16 protein-coding genes are annotated in these 16,069 nt (G+C 74.6%); 9 read left to right on the top strand and 7 right to left on the bottom strand.

Annotation, left to right across the window (positions count from 1 at the left end; genetic code table 11):
* Positions 1-91 precede the first annotated feature (91 nt).
* Together ABZY91_RS19875 and ABZY91_RS19870 are read right to left on the bottom strand one after the other, a co-directional pair.
* Positions 92-970: an ABC transporter permease gene (locus ABZY91_RS19875; protein ID WP_355403980.1), complete on the bottom strand. Its 879-nt coding sequence runs from the start codon at positions 968-970 to the stop codon at positions 92-94.
* Positions 967-1,881 (bottom strand): ATP-binding cassette domain-containing protein, encoded by a 915-nt coding sequence (locus ABZY91_RS19870; protein WP_355403978.1) that lies wholly within the window; start codon positions 1,879-1,881, stop codon positions 967-969. The genes ABZY91_RS19875 and ABZY91_RS19870 overlap by 4 nt, the downstream gene beginning before the upstream one ends.
* 133 nt (positions 1,882-2,014) lie before the next feature.
* On the opposite strand from ABZY91_RS19870, the gene ABZY91_RS19865 reads away from it, so the two are divergent.
* From ABZY91_RS19865 to ABZY91_RS19850, 4 genes are all read left to right on the top strand, one after another.
* Complete coding sequence (locus ABZY91_RS19865) at positions 2,015-3,376, top strand: histidine kinase (RefSeq protein WP_355403976.1); 1,362 nt, start codon at positions 2,015-2,017, stop codon at positions 3,374-3,376.
* Positions 3,373-4,059 (top strand): response regulator transcription factor, encoded by a 687-nt coding sequence (locus ABZY91_RS19860; protein WP_355403974.1) that lies wholly within the window; start codon positions 3,373-3,375, stop codon positions 4,057-4,059. The genes ABZY91_RS19865 and ABZY91_RS19860 overlap by 4 nt, the downstream gene beginning before the upstream one ends.
* A gap of 121 nt (positions 4,060-4,180) precedes the next feature.
* Entirely contained in the window at positions 4,181-4,867 is a 687-nt protein-coding gene (locus ABZY91_RS19855; protein ID WP_355403972.1) for a transcriptional regulator, read from the top strand.
* Between the two features lie 328 nt (positions 4,868-5,195).
* Positions 5,196-5,969, top strand: a complete 774-nt coding sequence (locus ABZY91_RS19850; protein ID WP_355403970.1) for a maleylpyruvate isomerase family mycothiol-dependent enzyme — start codon at positions 5,196-5,198, stop codon at positions 5,967-5,969.
* A 252-nt stretch (positions 5,970-6,221) separates the two neighbouring features.
* Here ABZY91_RS19850 and ABZY91_RS19845 read toward each other — a convergent pair whose 3' ends face one another.
* The 3 genes from ABZY91_RS19845 to ABZY91_RS19835 form a co-directional block, all read right to left on the bottom strand.
* Positions 6,222-6,839, bottom strand: a complete 618-nt coding sequence (locus ABZY91_RS19845) for a hypothetical protein (protein WP_355403967.1) — start codon at positions 6,837-6,839, stop codon at positions 6,222-6,224.
* Between the two features lie 177 nt (positions 6,840-7,016).
* On the bottom strand, positions 7,017-8,078 hold the full coding sequence (locus tag ABZY91_RS19840) for a sheath polysaccharide-degrading enzyme (protein ID WP_355403965.1): 1,062 nt from the start codon (positions 8,076-8,078) through the stop codon (positions 7,017-7,019).
* A gap of 480 nt (positions 8,079-8,558) precedes the next feature.
* On the bottom strand, positions 8,559-9,410 hold the full coding sequence (locus tag ABZY91_RS19835; RefSeq protein ID WP_355403963.1) for a LysR substrate-binding domain-containing protein: 852 nt from the start codon (positions 9,408-9,410) through the stop codon (positions 8,559-8,561).
* An 81-nt stretch (positions 9,411-9,491) separates the two neighbouring features.
* Between ABZY91_RS19835 and ABZY91_RS19830 the strand changes: the two genes are divergently transcribed.
* From ABZY91_RS19830 to ABZY91_RS19820, 3 genes are all read left to right on the top strand, one after another.
* Positions 9,492-9,986 (top strand): cupin domain-containing protein, encoded by a 495-nt coding sequence (locus tag ABZY91_RS19830; protein ID WP_355403961.1) that lies wholly within the window; start codon positions 9,492-9,494, stop codon positions 9,984-9,986.
* A gap of 211 nt (positions 9,987-10,197) precedes the next feature.
* Positions 10,198-10,557 carry a DoxX family protein gene (locus ABZY91_RS19825; protein WP_355403959.1) on the top strand — a complete coding sequence of 120 codons (360 nt, stop codon included), beginning with the start codon at positions 10,198-10,200 and terminating at the stop codon, positions 10,555-10,557.
* Between the two features lie 303 nt (positions 10,558-10,860).
* A complete protein-coding gene (locus tag ABZY91_RS19820; protein ID WP_355403957.1) occupies positions 10,861-11,064 on the top strand; it encodes a hypothetical protein in 204 nt (67 codons plus the stop codon).
* An 83-nt stretch (positions 11,065-11,147) separates the two neighbouring features.
* Here the strand turns inward: ABZY91_RS19820 and ABZY91_RS19815 are convergent, their stop codons facing one another.
* Both ABZY91_RS19815 and ABZY91_RS19810 read right to left on the bottom strand, forming a co-directional pair.
* Complete coding sequence (locus ABZY91_RS19815; protein ID WP_329952776.1) at positions 11,148-12,365, bottom strand: ROK family transcriptional regulator; 1,218 nt, start codon at positions 12,363-12,365, stop codon at positions 11,148-11,150.
* Positions 12,366-12,539: 174 nt separating this feature from the next.
* Entirely contained in the window at positions 12,540-13,445 is a 906-nt protein-coding gene (locus ABZY91_RS19810; RefSeq protein ID WP_355403955.1) for an SDR family NAD(P)-dependent oxidoreductase, read from the bottom strand.
* 83 nt (positions 13,446-13,528) lie between these two features.
* On the opposite strand from ABZY91_RS19810, the gene ABZY91_RS19805 reads away from it, so the two are divergent.
* A complete protein-coding gene (locus tag ABZY91_RS19805; protein ID WP_329952778.1) occupies positions 13,529-13,990 on the top strand; it encodes a MarR family winged helix-turn-helix transcriptional regulator in 462 nt (153 codons plus the stop codon).
* 132 nt (positions 13,991-14,122) lie between these two features.
* Positions 14,123-15,946 carry a SpoIIE family protein phosphatase gene (locus ABZY91_RS19800; protein WP_355403952.1) on the top strand — a complete coding sequence of 608 codons (1,824 nt, stop codon included), beginning with the start codon at positions 14,123-14,125 and terminating at the stop codon, positions 15,944-15,946.
* The last annotated feature ends 123 nt before the right edge of the window (positions 15,947-16,069 follow it).

Here is a 16,069-nt window from a genome sequence, read left to right as displayed (position 1 = left end):
CCCGCGAGGTCCCGGCGGCGCTCCGGCCGGGCCGCCCGGGGCCTCGCGGGCTCCCGGCTCGCGGGCCGCCGGGCTGCCTGCGGCGCGGGCCTCACAGGTCCCGGCGGCGCAGGACGATCACGGCGACCAGCAGGGAGAGGACCGGCCAGGCCGCGTACGCCGCCCAGGAGCCGCCGACCGTCGCCGGGTACGGCGGGAGGAGCGTCTCCGTCAGGTCGACCCTGGCCAGCCGCTGCCAGGCGGTGAGCGGCATGGCGTGCCCGACGAGGGCCGTCCAGCGGTTGCTCTCGGAGAAGGACGCCGGGGCGAGGAAGAGCAGCAGGACCGTGGTGACCACGGTGCCCGCGGCGTGCCGGATCAGGACGCCCAGAGCCAGGCCGACGAACGCGCAGACCGGGGCCAGCAGCGCGGCGGCCGACACGACCCGCAGAGCGCCGGGGTCGGTGATCGACAGACCGAGGTGCCGACCCGACAGGATCGCCTGGCCGAAGCCGAACGACACGCCCGCGGTGAGGCCGCCGTAGCCGAGCATGACCACCGCCAGGACGGACGCCTTGGCCGTCACCACCGCGCGGCGGTCGGGGACGGCCGCGAGCGTGGTGCGGATCATCCCCGTGGCGTACTCGCTGACGATCACGACGGCGCCGACGCTGCCGGCGACGATCATCACGATGTCGGCGGCGAACACGGTGAACGACGCGTTCGTCGCGGCCCACGAGGCCCCGGCCGCCGACACTGAGTCGTCGGGGGTGGTGTGGTCGTAGGTGTACTTCGCGGCCTTGAGGTTGGCGCCGATGACGACCAGAGCGCTCACGCTCAGCACCCACGGCATCGAGCGGAGCGACCAGAACCTGATCCACTCGGCGGCGAACAGGTCGCGGAACCGGGCGCGGGGCTCGGTGGCGGCCCGGGGCTCGGTGGCGGCCCGGGGCCTGAGCGGGGCGCCGATCGGAGTGGTGGGCGCGCTCATCGGTGGTCTCCTGCCGCGTACTCGACGCTGTCGGCGGTGAGTTCCCTGAAGGCGTCCTCCAGGGAGGCCGCACGGGTGGTCAGCTCCTGGACCAGGAGCCTTCGTCCGAGGGCGAGTTCGCCGATCCGGCTCGCGTCGAGGCCCGTCACGGTGAGCGAACCGTCACCGCCCTCCGGCCGGACGGTGCCGCCCGCGGCCCTCAGCACGGCCGCGAGCGCGGCGGGTTCGGCGGTACGGACGGACACGGCCTGCCGGGTGCCGCGGGCGGCGAACTCCGCCACGCTCTCGGCGGCGATCAGCTCGCCTCGCCCGATGACCACCAGCCGGTCCGCGGTGTGCTCCATCTCGCTCATCAGATGGCTGGAGACGAACACCGTCCGGCCCTCGGCCGCGAGGCGTCGGAACAGGCCGCGCACCCAGAACACCCCCTCCGGATCCAGCCCGTTGAGCGGCTCGTCGAACAGCAGCACCGGCGGATCCCCGAGCAGCGCCGTCGCGATGCCGAGCCGCTGCCTCATACCGAGCGAGTACCCGCCGATCCGGCGGCCCGCCGCCCCCGCCAGCCCGACCTCCTCCAGCACCTCGTCCACCCGGCCGCGCGGCAGCGCGTTGCTCCGGGCCAGTGCCCGCAGGTGGGCCCGGCCGCTGCGACCCCCGTGGACGTCGCCCGCGTCGAGCAGGGCGCCGACGTGGCGCAGACCGCGCGGCCGGTCCCGGAACGGGCGGCCGTCGACGGTGACGGTGCCGCCGGTGGGGTCGTTGAGACCCAGGACCATGCGCAAGGTGGTGCTCTTGCCGGCGCCGTTCGGCCCGAGGAAGCCGGTGACGTGGCCGGGGTGGACGGTGAAGGTGAGGCCGTCGACCGCGGTGGTGCGGCCGAAGCGCTTCGTCAGTTCACGGACTTCGATCATGGGCTCAACGGTGCCGGTGCCGGGCCCTCCGGGGCATCGGACCGGGGCCGACACCCGACCGGAGGGACTGTCACCCCTGGTCGTACGACCGTGGTCCGATGGCGGAGCCCGGTCGCGTGGATACGATCACCGCATGTCAGCGCCGCTCCCCCCGCCCCTGTCCACGTCCCCGGCATCGTCGCCCCCGTCGCCGTCGCCGGGGACCGTGCCGCCGGCGAAGCGCGTGCCGCCGGGTGTGTGGACGGCCCTGGCCTGGTGCCTCTCGCTGGTGTACCCCTTCGTGGTGGTCGGCGCGCGCCCGCACACCGTCCCGTCCGACCGGCCCGGCCTCCCCCCGGAGCTCCAGGGCTGGACCACCACCGTGCTCGCCACCCTGGTCGCGTTCACCGCCGCGGCGCTGCTGCGACGGTGGCCACTGCTGTCCACGGGCCTCCTGCTCGCGGCCACCGTCGCGCAGACGGAGACCTGGCGCTCCGACGTGCAGCTGCCCCCGACGGCGCTGCTGGCGGTCGACGCCGCGCTCTGCCTGGTCGCGGCCACCCGGCCGCGCCGCACCTCGCGCGCCGTCTTCGCGTTGGTGCTGGGCGTGCTGGTCGCCCACCTGGGCATGATCAGCGAGCTCGGCGGCGGTCTGCTCAGCGGTACCGGCGTCGGCGCCTCGGACGGGGGCATCCTGGTCGCCGTCATCGCCTGGCTGGTCGGCCGGTCCGTGCGCCAGTCCCGGGAGCACGCCGAGACGTTGAGCGCCCGGGCGGCCGCCCAGGCCGCGACCGCCGAACGGCTGCGCATCGCCCGCGAGATGCACGACACGGTGGCGCACAGCATCGGCATCGTCGCACTGCAGGCCGGCGCGGCACGGCGGGTCATCGACACCCGGCCGGACCGGGCCCGCGAGGCCCTGGCCGAGATCGAGGCCGCGGGGCGGGAGACGCTCGCCGGCCTGCGCCGGATGCTCGGGGCGCTGCGCCAGGCCGACCGGGAGGACCACGCCGACACGGACGCCTCCCGGGGCCCGGCTCCGCACGCGGGCACGGACGCCGCCCCGGGCGCGGGCACGGTCACCGCCCCGGACGCGGGCGCCGAACCGACTCCGCTGCACCGGCCACCGGGCCTCGCCGGACTGGACCGGCTCACCTCCGCGACGACGGCCGCCGGCGTGCGGGTCGACGTCCACTGGCACGGCGAACGGCGCCCGCTCCCGCCGGAGGTCGACCTCGCCGCCTTCCGCATCATCCAGGAGTCGGTCACCAACGTGGTCCGCCACGCGGCCACCCCGTCCTGCCGGGTGTCCGTCGACTGCCGGAACGCGGACGAGGTGGCCGTCGAGATCACCGACGCCGGCCTCGGCCGCAGGAACACCACCGGCAGCGGCTACGGCCTCGCCGGTCTGCGCGAGCGGGTCGCCCTGCTGAACGGCGAGTTCCACGCCGCGCCCCGGACGGGTGGCGGCTTCCGGGTCGCGGCCCGGTTGCCCGTGCCGGGAGGGGTGCGATGACCGTCCGCGTGGTGCTGGCCGACGACCAGCCGCTGGTCCGGGCCGCGTTGGAGATGGTCATCTCGGAGACCACCGACCTGGAGGTCGTCGGCGAGGCCGGAACCGGCGCCGAGGCGGTCCGGTTGGCCGGGGAACTGCGCCCCGACGTCGTGGTGATGGACATCCGCATGCCCGGCATGGACGGCATCGAGGCCACCCGTCTGGTCACCGCCGGCCCGGAACCGGCGCGCGTCGTGGTGCTCACCACCTTCGACGAGGACGAGTACGTCTACGCCTCCCTGCGGGCGGGGGCGTCCGGATTCCTCGTCAAGGACATGGCGTTGGACGACATCCTCGCCGCCGTCCGGGTGGTCGCCGCCGGGGACGCCCTGATCGCGCCGAGCGTCACCCGGCGCCTGATCGCCGAGTTCGCCGGCCGGCCCGAACCCGCCCCGGCGCCGGCCTCCGCACCTGCGCCGGTGGCGGCGGCGCGACGGATCGGCGGCGTCACCGACCGGGAGCGGGAGATCCTCACCCTCGTCGGGCGCGGCCTGTCCAACGGCGAGATCGCCGGGGAGCTTGTCCTGTCGATGGCCACCGTCAAGACGTACGTGACACGGCTGCTCTCCAAGCTCGACGCACGTGACCGCGTCCACCTGGTGATCCTGGCGTACGAGGCGGGGCTGGTCACACTGCCCCGCTGAGCCGGCCGCTCCCCTTCGGGCTTCCTCCCCGCCCGCCTCCGCCGTGTCGACCGCACCTCCCGCGGCTCCCCAGGGTAGGAATGGCTCGCGGGGGCCGGAGCGGCGAGGCGGAGGACCACCGATGGCGACGGACGGGCAGATCGTACGGCAACTGCACGACCTCCGGACCGAGTTGGCTCCGGACGGTGAACCGCCCGCGCTGGTGGCGGCGTTCGCGACCGGCCGGGGCCGGCTGGGGGTGCTCGCCGAACTGGCCGCCCAGCAGCAGCGGATCATCACCTCCGACCGCCGCAGCCTGCTGCTGCTCGCCACCCGCTGCGCCGACGCGCCGCTCGGCGCCTGGTTCGCCGGACTGGCCGACGGCGAGAGCGCCGCGCTGGACACCCTGCCCGCCCTGGGTGCCGCCTGCGGGCTGTCCGCCGAGGCGGTGGCCCGCCCGCCGATGCCCGGCTGCCAGGCCTACCCGGCGTATCTCGCCTGGCTGGCACTGAACGGGCGGCCGGTCGCCGTCGCGGCTGCGCTCGTCGCCAACTTCGCGGCCTGGGGCCGGTACTGCGCAGCCCTCGCCGAGGCGCTCCGCCGCCACCACGGTTTCGAGGACGAGGCCTGCGCGTTCTTCGACTTCTTCGGCCGGCCGGCCACCGGGCTGGAACGGGCCGCCGCCGAGGCGATCGGAGCGGCAGGGCTGACGGCGCCGGAGACGGACGCCGCACGCGAGTACGGGCGGCTCCTGCAAGCGTACGAACAGCTCTTCTGGAACACGCTCGCCGAGCTGCCCGGCGGCTGGTTGGACGAGCGGAACGTTTGACAACGATTCCCTTCAGTCCCCCTCGGGCGTCTCCGTGTTCGGATCCGCCGACGTCTCCGCCGCGCCGGACCTGGCCCGGCTCAAGGCACGGATCCGCTCCACGGCCACGGCCACGGCCTGGCCTCGGCCTCGGCCTCGGAGGAGTAGATGCCGAGCGGCTGACGTCGTCGCCGTCCTGCTCGTCGAACGCAGTGGTCGAAGTCACCGTCGGCGAGCGGTGCGCGGCGTTTTCAGGACGGCTTCGGCCCCGGCGCTCCACCCGGCCGTCGACGCGTTCGTCCGACAAATTCGCTACCTGGCGGCCGGAGCGCCGTGATACACAACCGGGGTGCAAAACACTTTGGAGTTCCCCGAGGTCCTGCGGCTGATCGAAGACCGTTCGGCCGCGTTCCGCGCCGCGATCGCGTCCGCCCCCGACCTTGACGTCCAGGTCCCGGCCTGCCCGGACTGGACGCTGCGCGAACTGGCGCAGCACCTCGGCGACGGCCGCCGCCGCCAGGCCGCCATCGTCGCCGCGGGCCCGGGCGCCGCGCCCCCGGCGAAGACGGACCCGAAGGGCGCCCCGACCGCGCCCCGCGACCGCGAAGCCCTGGACGCCTGGCTCGCCGAGTCGACCGGGCTCATGCTCGACGCGATGCGCGAGGCCGGCCCGGACCGCGGCTGCTGGACCTGGTGGGGCCGCTCGCAGGCCCCGGAGACCAGCGGAGCCCTGGCCCGGCACCAGATCCAGGAGATCGCCGTCCACACCTACGACGTCCAGCTCACCCAGGGGGCCGCGCAGCCGCTGCCGACGGACGTCGCGGTCGAGGGCGTCGACGAGTTCCTGACGACCGTTTCGGCGACGACCGTCCCCTGGCCGTTCAAGCCGGCGACCATCGACCTGCACGCGACCGAGGGCCGCTCCTGGCGCCTGACCCTCAACGCCGACGGCGTCCACTGCGCCGACCTCGCCGCCGACGCGGAGCCGGGCGACCTGGCGATCCGGGGCGCAGCGAGCGAACTGGTCCTCTACTTCTACGCGCGCATCCCGCTCGACGGCCTGGAGATCACGGGCGACACCGAGCCGATGGACCAGCTCGCGGAGTGGGACCCGAACGCGTAGGACGCGCACTTGTGACGCCTCTGTCGGTCGTGCACGCGCTCCTGCGGGCGTCGCCGGAACGGAGTTGCGACCATCGTGCGGCTGCGGGCAGGCTGCGGGCCGCCGTGGAAGAAGGCCACGCCGCAGGTGCGCTGCAGGTCGTCGGGAGCCGGTCGGGCCGTCCCTGCTCGGCCCGGTTCCTGCGACGGTGGGCCGGACACCGCGCGGGCCGCACTCTGCGTTCGAGTGCGGCCCGCGCGGGGTGCCGTCCGGTCAGACCTGCCAGTGCGGCTTTCCGCTGACCATCCGGCAGGTGATCACCCGGCCACCGGCCTCGTGGGTGCTCTTGCCCAGGTCGTCGTTGCGGCAGAACTGGCCCGCCTTGTAGCAGTTGCCCGCGTTGGAGCGGATCTCGCAGTCCCCGGCCGCAGCCGCCTTGGTCTCGGGGGCCTTCGGCTCGGCGACCGGCGGCTCCGGGTCGGTGGGCGGCTGGGCCGTGGTCACCTTGGGCTGCGGCGCCGCCTTGGTGGGCGTCGGCTGCGCCTTGGGCGTCACCGGTGCGGCGGGCTGGACCGGCTTGGTGGGCTGGGTCTGCGGCGCGGGCGGCTGCGCGACCGCGGGGGGCGGCACCGCGACGTCCGTGGTCGGCGCGGCGGTCGGCGCCGGCGGGGTCGTCGGCTGGACCGGCGCGGCCGCGGGCGTGGTCGGCGGGACCACCGGTTCGGGCGCGGTCGCGGGGACGGTGGCAGCCGCGGTGGCGGACGTCGTGGCGGCCGAGGTGACGGTGTCCGCCGTCGTGGGGTCACAACCGGTCAGCGCGAGACCGACGGTGAAGACGAGTCCGGCGACGGCGGCCAGGCCGCGACGACCGCCGCGCATCCGTGAAGGCATGGACGTGAACGCTCCGTTCCACTTGAAAGAGGATCGTGAGTCAATCAGCTCTTCCACCGGACATGTCCATCGTTCAAGCACTTGTGAGCAGATCGAGATCTGGCGATCACGGAGAGTCGATCATCGGGCAGACTCGATCACATACAGCCCTACTTCTGTCACTCCCCGGCCCACCGATCAGGGCGTGACGGGGATGTTCGTCAAGCCGGCAGTCGCCCGCGTGACGGTGTTGGACGCGTACACCACGTTGGGGCGTCCGGAGCAGGCGGACACGGAGGTGATCCGGATCGCGTACGCGGCGACACCGCCGAGGTCCGAGGTGTTGCTGCGCCAGACGTTCCCGCAGCCGTTCGGGAAGGACGGCGTGGTGGCCGGATTGTGCGTCTCGTAACCGTTGGCGAAGGTCCCCGGCGAGGAGAACGTGCCCTTGTTGCCCTCGATCAGATAGCCGCTGCCCTTGACGTCGACCCACGAGTCGGCGGAGTTCTGGCCGCTGATGCCGCGTCCGTCGAACGTGTTGCCCCTGATCGTGCCGCCCGAGGTGCCCTCCTTCACGTCGACCCCCTCGGCCGTGACGTACGGCCCGATGCGGTTGCCCTCCACCAGCACCCGGTCCGAGCGGTCCGCGCCGTTGCTGTTGCCGTGGCAGCCCCAGTTGGAGTTCGCCGAACCGAGGTAGACGCCTTCGCCGTACTCGGGCTGGACCCGGCCGGTGTACTCGACGACCGCGTTGCGGAGCACCCCGTCGGCGGAGGAGCGGCGGAAGTGCACGCCCTCGTCGTCGACGTGGTGCACGTACAGGCCGTCGATCACCACGTGCGGCGAACCGTCCAGCACCACGCCCTTCTTGGAGTCCTTCACGGTGAAGCCGGTGAGGTTCCAGTACGACGCGCCGTACAGCCAGAGCCCGTAGCCGGAGTCCCAGCCGGAGGTGGGCGCCGGGCAGGAGGGAGCGGAGCCGGAGGGGCCGTCGTTGACCAGGACGGCGGTGCGCGGCCCGGTGAGCGTGACGGGCTTGTCGGCGGTGCCCGGCCGCTGGGCGACGAAGGCGCCCCGGTACTCACCGGGGGCGAGCCGGATCGTCTGCCCGGGCACGGCCTCCGCCAGCGCGGCCTTCAACTGGGCCGCGGTGGAGACGTCGACGGTCTGTGCGGCGGGGGCCACGAAGGCCGCCGCCGGAACGGCGGGCACGAGCAGGGTCGCCGCCGCGGCGGCGAGGAGAGCGAAGCGGGGGAACACGCGACCTCCGGTGGAGTCGTCGACGAAGGATCAAGTAAAGCTCCCTAACTTCCTTCCCCGCACTGCCCGCCCTCACGCCGCCCCCGCGCCCGCATCCCGCCGAGACACCCGGCCGAGCCCCTCGACCGACCCCGAACCAGAACTCGGCAAGTACGGTCTGGTGGCGGGCCCCGCGCACATGCGCACGCTCGGCAGGGCCGTGTCCGAGCTCTCCGAGAGGCACTACCGATGCACCCGAGTGTTGCCCGACTGTCCGGGATCCTGCCACCGCACGCCGGAGCCGGCGATCCCGTCGACCGGGACGAGGCGGCCCGCAGGTAGGGCACTCCCTTCCCGGCGGACCACCGGGACTTCGTCTCCGTCTACGGTGGTGGGTCGATCAACAACTCGCTCTCCGTCGGGCTGCCGCCGGAGGTTGTTCGCACGGCTGTCGGCACCCCCTGCCGGCTCCCCCGGCGAGGAACGAGGCACGGTCGGTGCTCAGTGGCGGAACGCTGCTGTGGCGATCTCGATGAATGATCGGATCAACGGGCTGGTTTCCCCTCTGTTGCACACCACCACCACCCGGCTCGGCGCCATGTCGATCAGCGGCACCACGGTCAACTCTGCGGGCAGGTCGTGTCCGAGCGGCGCCAGGCCGACAGTGCCGTTCCACAGCACAGCGTGCAGGCACTCCTGGACGGCGCGCACGACTGGTCCCTCACGCGGCCTGCCGCCGTTCCAGTACTCCTGCCAGACGTGGTCGGTGCCCTGCGGGAACTGGAACCAGCGGCGGTCGCGCAGCTCGGCCAGCCGCAGCCGGTCGCGGCGGGCCAGCGGGTCGTCGGCGCGCAGCACGACGCCGACCGGATCGGCCCGAAGCGTACGCACCGTCAGGGCGGTCTCGTCGAACGGCGCCCGGGTGAGGGCGACGTCGACCAGTCCGGCGCGCAGTCCGCACGTCGGGTCGGTCAGATCGGTGTCGCGGACGCGGATGTCCAGGCCGGGGTGGTTTCGGCGGTACGCCGCAGCCAGCCTGGCCACTCCCGGGTCCGTGCTGTCGCCCAGGATGCCGACGGTAATGGTCTCGGCGCCGGCTGCCGCGCTCACGCGTACCCGGACGCGGTCGGCGTGGTCGAGCAGGGCTCGCGCCTCGTCGAACAGCACCGCGCCCACCGGAGTGAGCGTGACACCGGTGGTCGAGCGGGCGAGGAGCAGAGCCCCGACCTCGGTCTCCAGTTGCTTGATCGCGCGGCTCAGCGGCGGCTGGCTCATGTGCAGCCGGGTGGCGGCCCGGCCGAAGTGAAGTTCCTCGGCGACCGCCACGAAGTAGCGCAAGGTCCGTAGCTCCACGCTGCAACGATACCCACCAGGTATCGGTGCCGCGGAACGGGTCTTGGACACCGGCGGGCTTCCGGCGGTGCACTCGTGAACATGACCGAAGAAGCGAAGGGCACCGAACCGCAGGCCGACCCCGCCATCTCGGTGGTGGGTCCCCTGGACGGCGAGACGATCGTTCTGGGTACCACCCGCATGCGCGTTCTGGAGGACGGCAGCCACACCGGCCACCGCCTCGCGATCGCCGAGTCCGTCCTCGCCCCGCACACGCAGGGCCCGCCGCAGCACCGCCACGGCCGACACGACGAGGGCTTCTACGTGCTGTCCGGCAACGTGCGGTTCACCGTCGGGGAGGAGGACTACGACGCCGCCGCGGGCACGCTCGTGATGGTTCCGCCCGGCACCCCGCACACCTTCGCCAACCTGACGGACCAACCCGCTGTCATGCTCAGCACCTTCACGCCTGACCTGTACGTGCAGTACTTCCGAGACCTTCAGGAGTCGCTCGCCGACGGCCGGCCGCTGACGCCGCAGGCCAACGTCGACGCGATGAGTCGCTACGCGACACAGCCCGCCACCGACCCCGCCTGAGCCCGACGGGACGGCCCCGCCCAGCCGCCCCCTCTGGCCGGCGGGGCCGTAGCGCGACCGCCTCTCGCGTCCAACCCCTCGGACGACGGACCGCCCGCTCCAGGGCTTCCCCGGCGATCGAAGCAATCGAAGCATTCGACGTGAACGACGAGAACGACGAGAACGCCGCAATCGACAGGCCCCCGCGAACCGGGGGCCATGAACGGGAACCATGAACATCGCCTACTGGATCGTCGCGGGACTGCTCGCGCTCTTCTACTTCTACGCGGGCACGCTGAAGGTGATCCGCAGCCGCGATCGACTCCGTCCGATGATGGCCTGGGTCGACCGCACGCCCTTGCCGGCCCTGCGGGCGCTGGGGACGATCGAGGTACTGGGCGCGACCGGTCTGGTCCTGCCACCGCTGACCGGCACCGCTCCCTGGCTGGCGCCGGCCGCGGCCGTCGGCTTCGTACTCCTGCAGACCGGTGCGATCGCCGTTCACCTGACGGGCGGAGACCGCCGGATCACACTCAACGTCGGACTCGTCGTCACCGCGGCCGTGACCGCCTGGTTGGCAGCTGGCCCGTGATCGTGGATCGGTCGCCCCCGACCTGCGGAGACGAGCCACCGCGCAAGGGCGAGCGACCGCGCGAAGACGAGCGCCGCGCGCCGGCCAGGTGGCTCCGCCGGAACCGCGCAGCGCGCCACCGCGTCCGTCGTGGGCATGAGCGAAAGCCCCGCAGGACGGACCGCCCGGGTGGACCCCAGGGCCGGGGGCTGCACCGGATGCCTTCTCGCCGGCCTCGGCGCGACGACCGGGGCCCTCGTGTGGGCACCGCGGGCCGCCCTCCGTATCGACGGCGGATTCGAGGGTCATGCCCGCGATCTGGGCGTGCTCCTCGTCGATCTGCCACTCATCGTGCTCGGCGGCGTCCTGGTTCCGCTCCTCGTCCGGGCGCTGGTCGCGAGGTGGGTGCCCCGTCCCTGGCTCGCGGCGCTCGCGGCCGTGGCCGTGCTCGCGCTCGCGGCGTGGGGACTCGCCGAGTGGTACGCCCCCCGCCACCGGCCGGACCCCGGCTACGGCCCCGGGATCTGACCACCCGAGGTTCCGGTGGCCAGGTCGCCGCCCGGGTGCGGCGATCCGGCCGACGGCGCGTCCGGCCGCCGCCCGACCGACGGTCAGTCGACCGGGGCGGAGCGGCGTTCGAAGACCTCGGGGCGGGCGATGTCCAGCGCCGTGGCGACGGCGCCCAGCAGGACGGCCTCGTCGCCGAGCAGGCTCGGGGCGAGCGCCGGACGCATCACCGTGAGCCCGCGGAGCGCGTGCTCCAGCGGTTCGAGCAGGAGGTCGGCGCTGGCGCCGACGCCGCCACCGAGGACGACCAGATCGGGGTCGAGGACCGCCGACAACACGGCTGTCGCGTAGGCGAGTTGCCCGGCGGCGCGGCGGACGGCGACAGCGGCGGCCGGGTCACCGCCCCGGGCCGCCTCGAACACCTGCCGCGCCGTGAGCGGCCCCGGCATGCCCAGGTCCAGTGCCGTGCGCACGATCGCGTCGGCGGCCGTCGCCTCCTCGATCGTGCCGCCCGGCTCGCCGTCCGGCCCCGGCGGCAGGGGGACGAGGCCGACCTCGCCGAGGGCACCGTGCGCTCCCGTGAGCGGTTCGCCGTCCTTGACCACCCCCACCCCGAGCCCGGTACCGACCAGCAGGTAGGCGAACATCCGGCTGCCGCTCCCGCGGCCCGCCCCCAGGGTGTACTCGCCGAGGGCGGCGAGGTTCGCGTCGTTGCCCACGGTGATCCCGGTCTCCAGACCGGCGGCTATCCGGTCGAACAGCCCGGGTCTGCCCCAGTCGGGCAGGCTGGTGGCGTACCGCACGCCGCGCTGCTCCTCGTCCCAGACGCCGGGTGTGCCGATCACCGCGTGGACGATCTCCCCCGCCGTCAGACCCGCCTCGGTCGTGGTCTCCCGGGCCGCCGCCACGACCGCGTCGGCCACCGCGTCGGCGGTGCGGCCCCTGTTGGGCACGTCGCGCCGGGCCACGATCGTGCCGGCGAGGTCGGCGACCGCCACCCGCAGCCGGGCCCGGCCGATGTCGACGCCGAGCACGTACCCGGCCGTCGGGTCCGGTTCGTACAGGACGGCGGTGCGACCGCGCTCGGGGACGTAGCGGCCCGCCTCCCGGGCGAGCCCGGCCGCTTCCAGCGTGGCGAGCGCGGTCGAGACGGTGGGCTTGGAGAGGCCGGTGTCACGGGCGAGCTGGGCCCGCGAGGACGGGCCGCCGGTGCGCAGCAGTTCCAGGAGCAGCCACTCGTTGTTGCTGCGCAGCCGCTGCCGGTTCCACGGCTGCGGCTGCGTCCCGGCCACCGGAACGGCGGTCGGTGGGTGGCTGTTCATCGGATCATCCTCCGGTCCGGACGCTGCGCGGAGCACCCGGTCGGCGCCCCGGCCTGGGCACCGCCCAGTATGACCGGTCGTCAACCCCCTCACCGGCGGGTTTTCCCTCCGGCGGGCCGGGCACCGGAGGGCCGGGGGGCCGTCCGTCCAGGAACCGTCCGCCCGGGTCGGGACTCAGCCGACCCAACTGCCGGTGAGCCGCTGGACGGCCGAGCCGTCGAGGTCGGCGAGCTTGGCGCCGACGAAGGCACGGGCCCGCTCGGAGGTCTGCACCCGGAAGGGCGGCCGTTCGGCGGTGAGCGCCTCGACGACGGTCGCGGCGGCCTCCGCCGAACTCTGGGCCTGGCCGAAGGCCGCGAGGGTGCGCTCGGCGTACGACTGCAGGGCGGGGGCGTACGGGCCGGCGGCGGTCAGCAGGGCGGGCAGGTCGATGGCCTGGCTGGCGACGAACTCGCTGGCCACCGCGCCGGGTTCGACCACGGTGACGTGGACGCCGACGGTCGCGGCGACCGGGGCGAGGGATTCCATGAAGCCCTCGACGGCGAACTTGGCGGCGCAGTACGCCTCGTTGAAGGGCTGGCCGACCACGCCGCCGACGCTGGTGACGGTGACCACCCGGCCGCCGCTCGCCCGCAGGTGCGGCAGGGCGGCGCGGGTGACCTCGACGACGCCGAAGAAGTTGACCTCCATCGCCGCCCGGACGGGGTCGAGGCCGTCCTGCTCGACGGTGCCGACGCGGCCGGCGCCCGCGTTGTTGACCACGGCGTCGAGTCGGCCGTACCGGGCGATCAGCGTGTCCAGGCACGCGGCGACGGATCCGGGCTCCGTGACGTCGAGCCGGGCGACCTCGACCCGGTCGGCGACCCCGGCGTCGTCGGCGGCGGCCGTCAGCGCGCCGGAGCGGCCGGTGTCCCGCATGGTCGCGACGACGCGGTAGCCGGCGCGGGCCGCCCCCACCGCGGCGGCGAGACCGATGCCGGAGGACGTGCCGGTGATCAGGACGGTGCGGTCGGCGGTCGCCGGAGCGGTCGTCGGGCCGGTCGCCGGAGTGGTCGCCGGGCCGGTCGTCGGAGTGGCCATCGAAACTCCCTGGAGTTTGTGTGCGTGCACACACACCATAGCAGGATGCGTGCACGCACACGCACACCGGTAGAGTGGCCGGCATGGCGCGCACCGACCTCACCCTGGGAGACCTCACCGCCCGCGACCACGCCTTCTACGGCCTGGTCTGGGCCGGCACCACCCTGAGCACCCTCGTCGACCAGGCCCTCACCCGGGCCCACGACCTGCCGCTCTCCTGGTTCGAGGTGATGCTCTGGCTGCACGCCCAGGACACCCCGGTCGCCGCCTCCGACCTCGGCGCCAAGACCCTGCTCAGCCGCAGCCAGGTCTCCCGGGTCGCCGACTCGCTCCAGGCCCGCGCTCTCGTCGAGCGCGTCCCCTCCCCCACCGACGCCCGCTCGGTGCGGATCGCCCTCACGCCGGAGGGCCGCTCGCTCTTCGCCGCCGCCGACGCCACCCGCCGCACCGCGCTCGCCGAGGCCTTCGACGACCGGCTGGACGACGCCGACATCGCCGCCCTGGAAGCCGTCTGGGCCAAGCTCAAGCAGCCGCCGACCGCCTGAGCCCGCGGCGGGCCCCGGAGCCGCCCGCGCCTCCGCGGCAGCGGTCGCGGCCTCCTACAACACCCACCCCCGATCGGTCAAGGATCGACCGACCCGTGGGCGTGCCGCGCCCGGGCGGGTGATCATGGGGGCATGCGGTTCCGGAACGGCGGCGGAGGAGAGGGCGCCACACCCGCAGGCGCGGACGCCACGGCGTTCGCGGCAGCGGCGGCGGCCTTCGCCGGGAGCGGCGGCGACCTCACCGAAGGTGACATGCCCGACCTGCTCCGTGACCTCCTGGCGGTGCTGCCGGCGGGCGTGGCGATCCTGGACGAGCACCTGCGCTGGCAGTACCTCAACGCGGCGTTCGCCACCGCCACCGGGCTGCGCCGGGCCGACCTGCTCGGCCGGCCGGTCGAGTCGACGTCGTTCGGGGGCGCGGCGGGCACGCTGCGCCGGATCGTCGCCGACGGCCGGGACCGCGAGCACACCACCGGCAGCCCGGAGGGCCCGGGCGCCCCCGTACCGCCGGGGCTCCGCGTGCGCTACCGGGCGTTGTCGGCCGCCGGGCACGTCACGGGCGTGGTCGTCGTCGTCCTGGACGACCCCGACCCCGTGCAGGAACTGCGGCGCGAGCTGGCGCAGACCCGCACCAGGCTGGCGCTGCTGGACGCCGCCGCCGAGCGGATCGGCACCACCCTCGACGTCGACACCACGTGCGCCGAGCTGGCCGCCTTCGCCGTGCCCCGACTCGCCGATCTGGTCACCGTCGACCTCCTGCCGACGGAGACCGCCGTCCACGGCCACGGCGTGTCCGGGCTGCGACTGCGCCGCGCCGCCGTCGGCTGCGCGGACCGGCTGCGCGGCGCGGTCGCCGGCCTCGCCCACCCGGGCGAGTCGGTCCGCCACCGGGACGGCTCGGCCGCCTCCCGCGCCCTCGCCTCCGGCGTAGCGGTCCTGGTCGGGCCGCGCTCCCCCGAGGAGCTGGCCGCCGCCGCACCCGACCCGGCGAGCCTCGCCGCGTACCGGGCCGCCGGGGTGACGTCGGTCCTCGCCGTCCCGCTGACCGCGCGCGGCCGGCTGGTCGGGCTGATGACCCTGGCCCGGGCCGGCACGGCCGGCACCGGTGACGCCACTGCGCCGACCGCACCCCCGACCGCCCCCGTCTTCACCACGGACGAGGCCGTCCTCGTCGGCGACCTCGCCGCCCGGGCCGCCACCGGCATCGACAACGCCCGCCGGTACAGCCACTCGCAGGGCATCGCGCTCGACCTCCAGCGCGCCCTGCTGAGCGAGCCCGGCCACCCGCACCAGAACCTGGAACTCGCCTCCCGCTACCTGCCGTCCGGCACCAGCTCGGTGGTCGGCGGCGACTGGTACGAGACGGTCCGGCTGCCGTTCGGCCGGACCCTGCTGGTGATGGGCGACGTGATGGGCCACGGCGTCGAGGCCGCCGTCGACATGAGCAACTACCGCTCCACGCTGCGCGACGTGGCGGGCACGGACCTGCCGCCGCACCGGATCCTGCGCCAGCTCGACACCGTCATCGCCGCCAACGAGTCCGCCCGCCCCGCCACCTGCCTGCTCGCGCTGGCCGACCCCGGCCGGCACCGCTGGACCTTCTCCAGTGCGGGCCACCTGCCGCCGGCCCTGATCGCTCCGGACCGGCCGACCGAACTGCTGCGGATCCCGACCGGTCCACCGCTCGGGACCGGCGTCGGCGGCTACGAACAGGTCGGCCGGGAGCTCCTGCCCGACGAGACCCTCCTGCTCTACACGGACGGCCTGGTGGAGCGGCGCGGCGAGGACATCGACGCCTCGCTCGCCCGGCTCGCCGCACTACGGCTCCCCACCGCCGGGGACCTGGACGACCTGCTGGACACGGTGCTGCACGCGCTCGGCCCCTACTCCCCCGGCGCCGGCCCGGCCGAGGACGACGTCGCCGTCCTGGCCGCGCGGCCCCGGGCCCGGCCGTGACCCCGCTCCAGGCGTGTGCCCGGCCGGATCCCGCGCCGCTTCACCCGCCGCCCCGTCCGCCGCCCCTCCCATCGCCCCTCCCATCGTCCCGACCACCGCGCCGGGCCCGGCCGGTGGCGGACC

The sequence above is a fragment of the Kitasatospora sp. NPDC002965 genome, from assembly GCF_040611255.1.
In the GTDB taxonomy this organism is placed as follows: Bacteria; Actinomycetota; Actinomycetes; order Streptomycetales; family Streptomycetaceae; genus Kitasatospora.
This window is presented reverse-complemented; position numbering and strand designations above follow the sequence as displayed.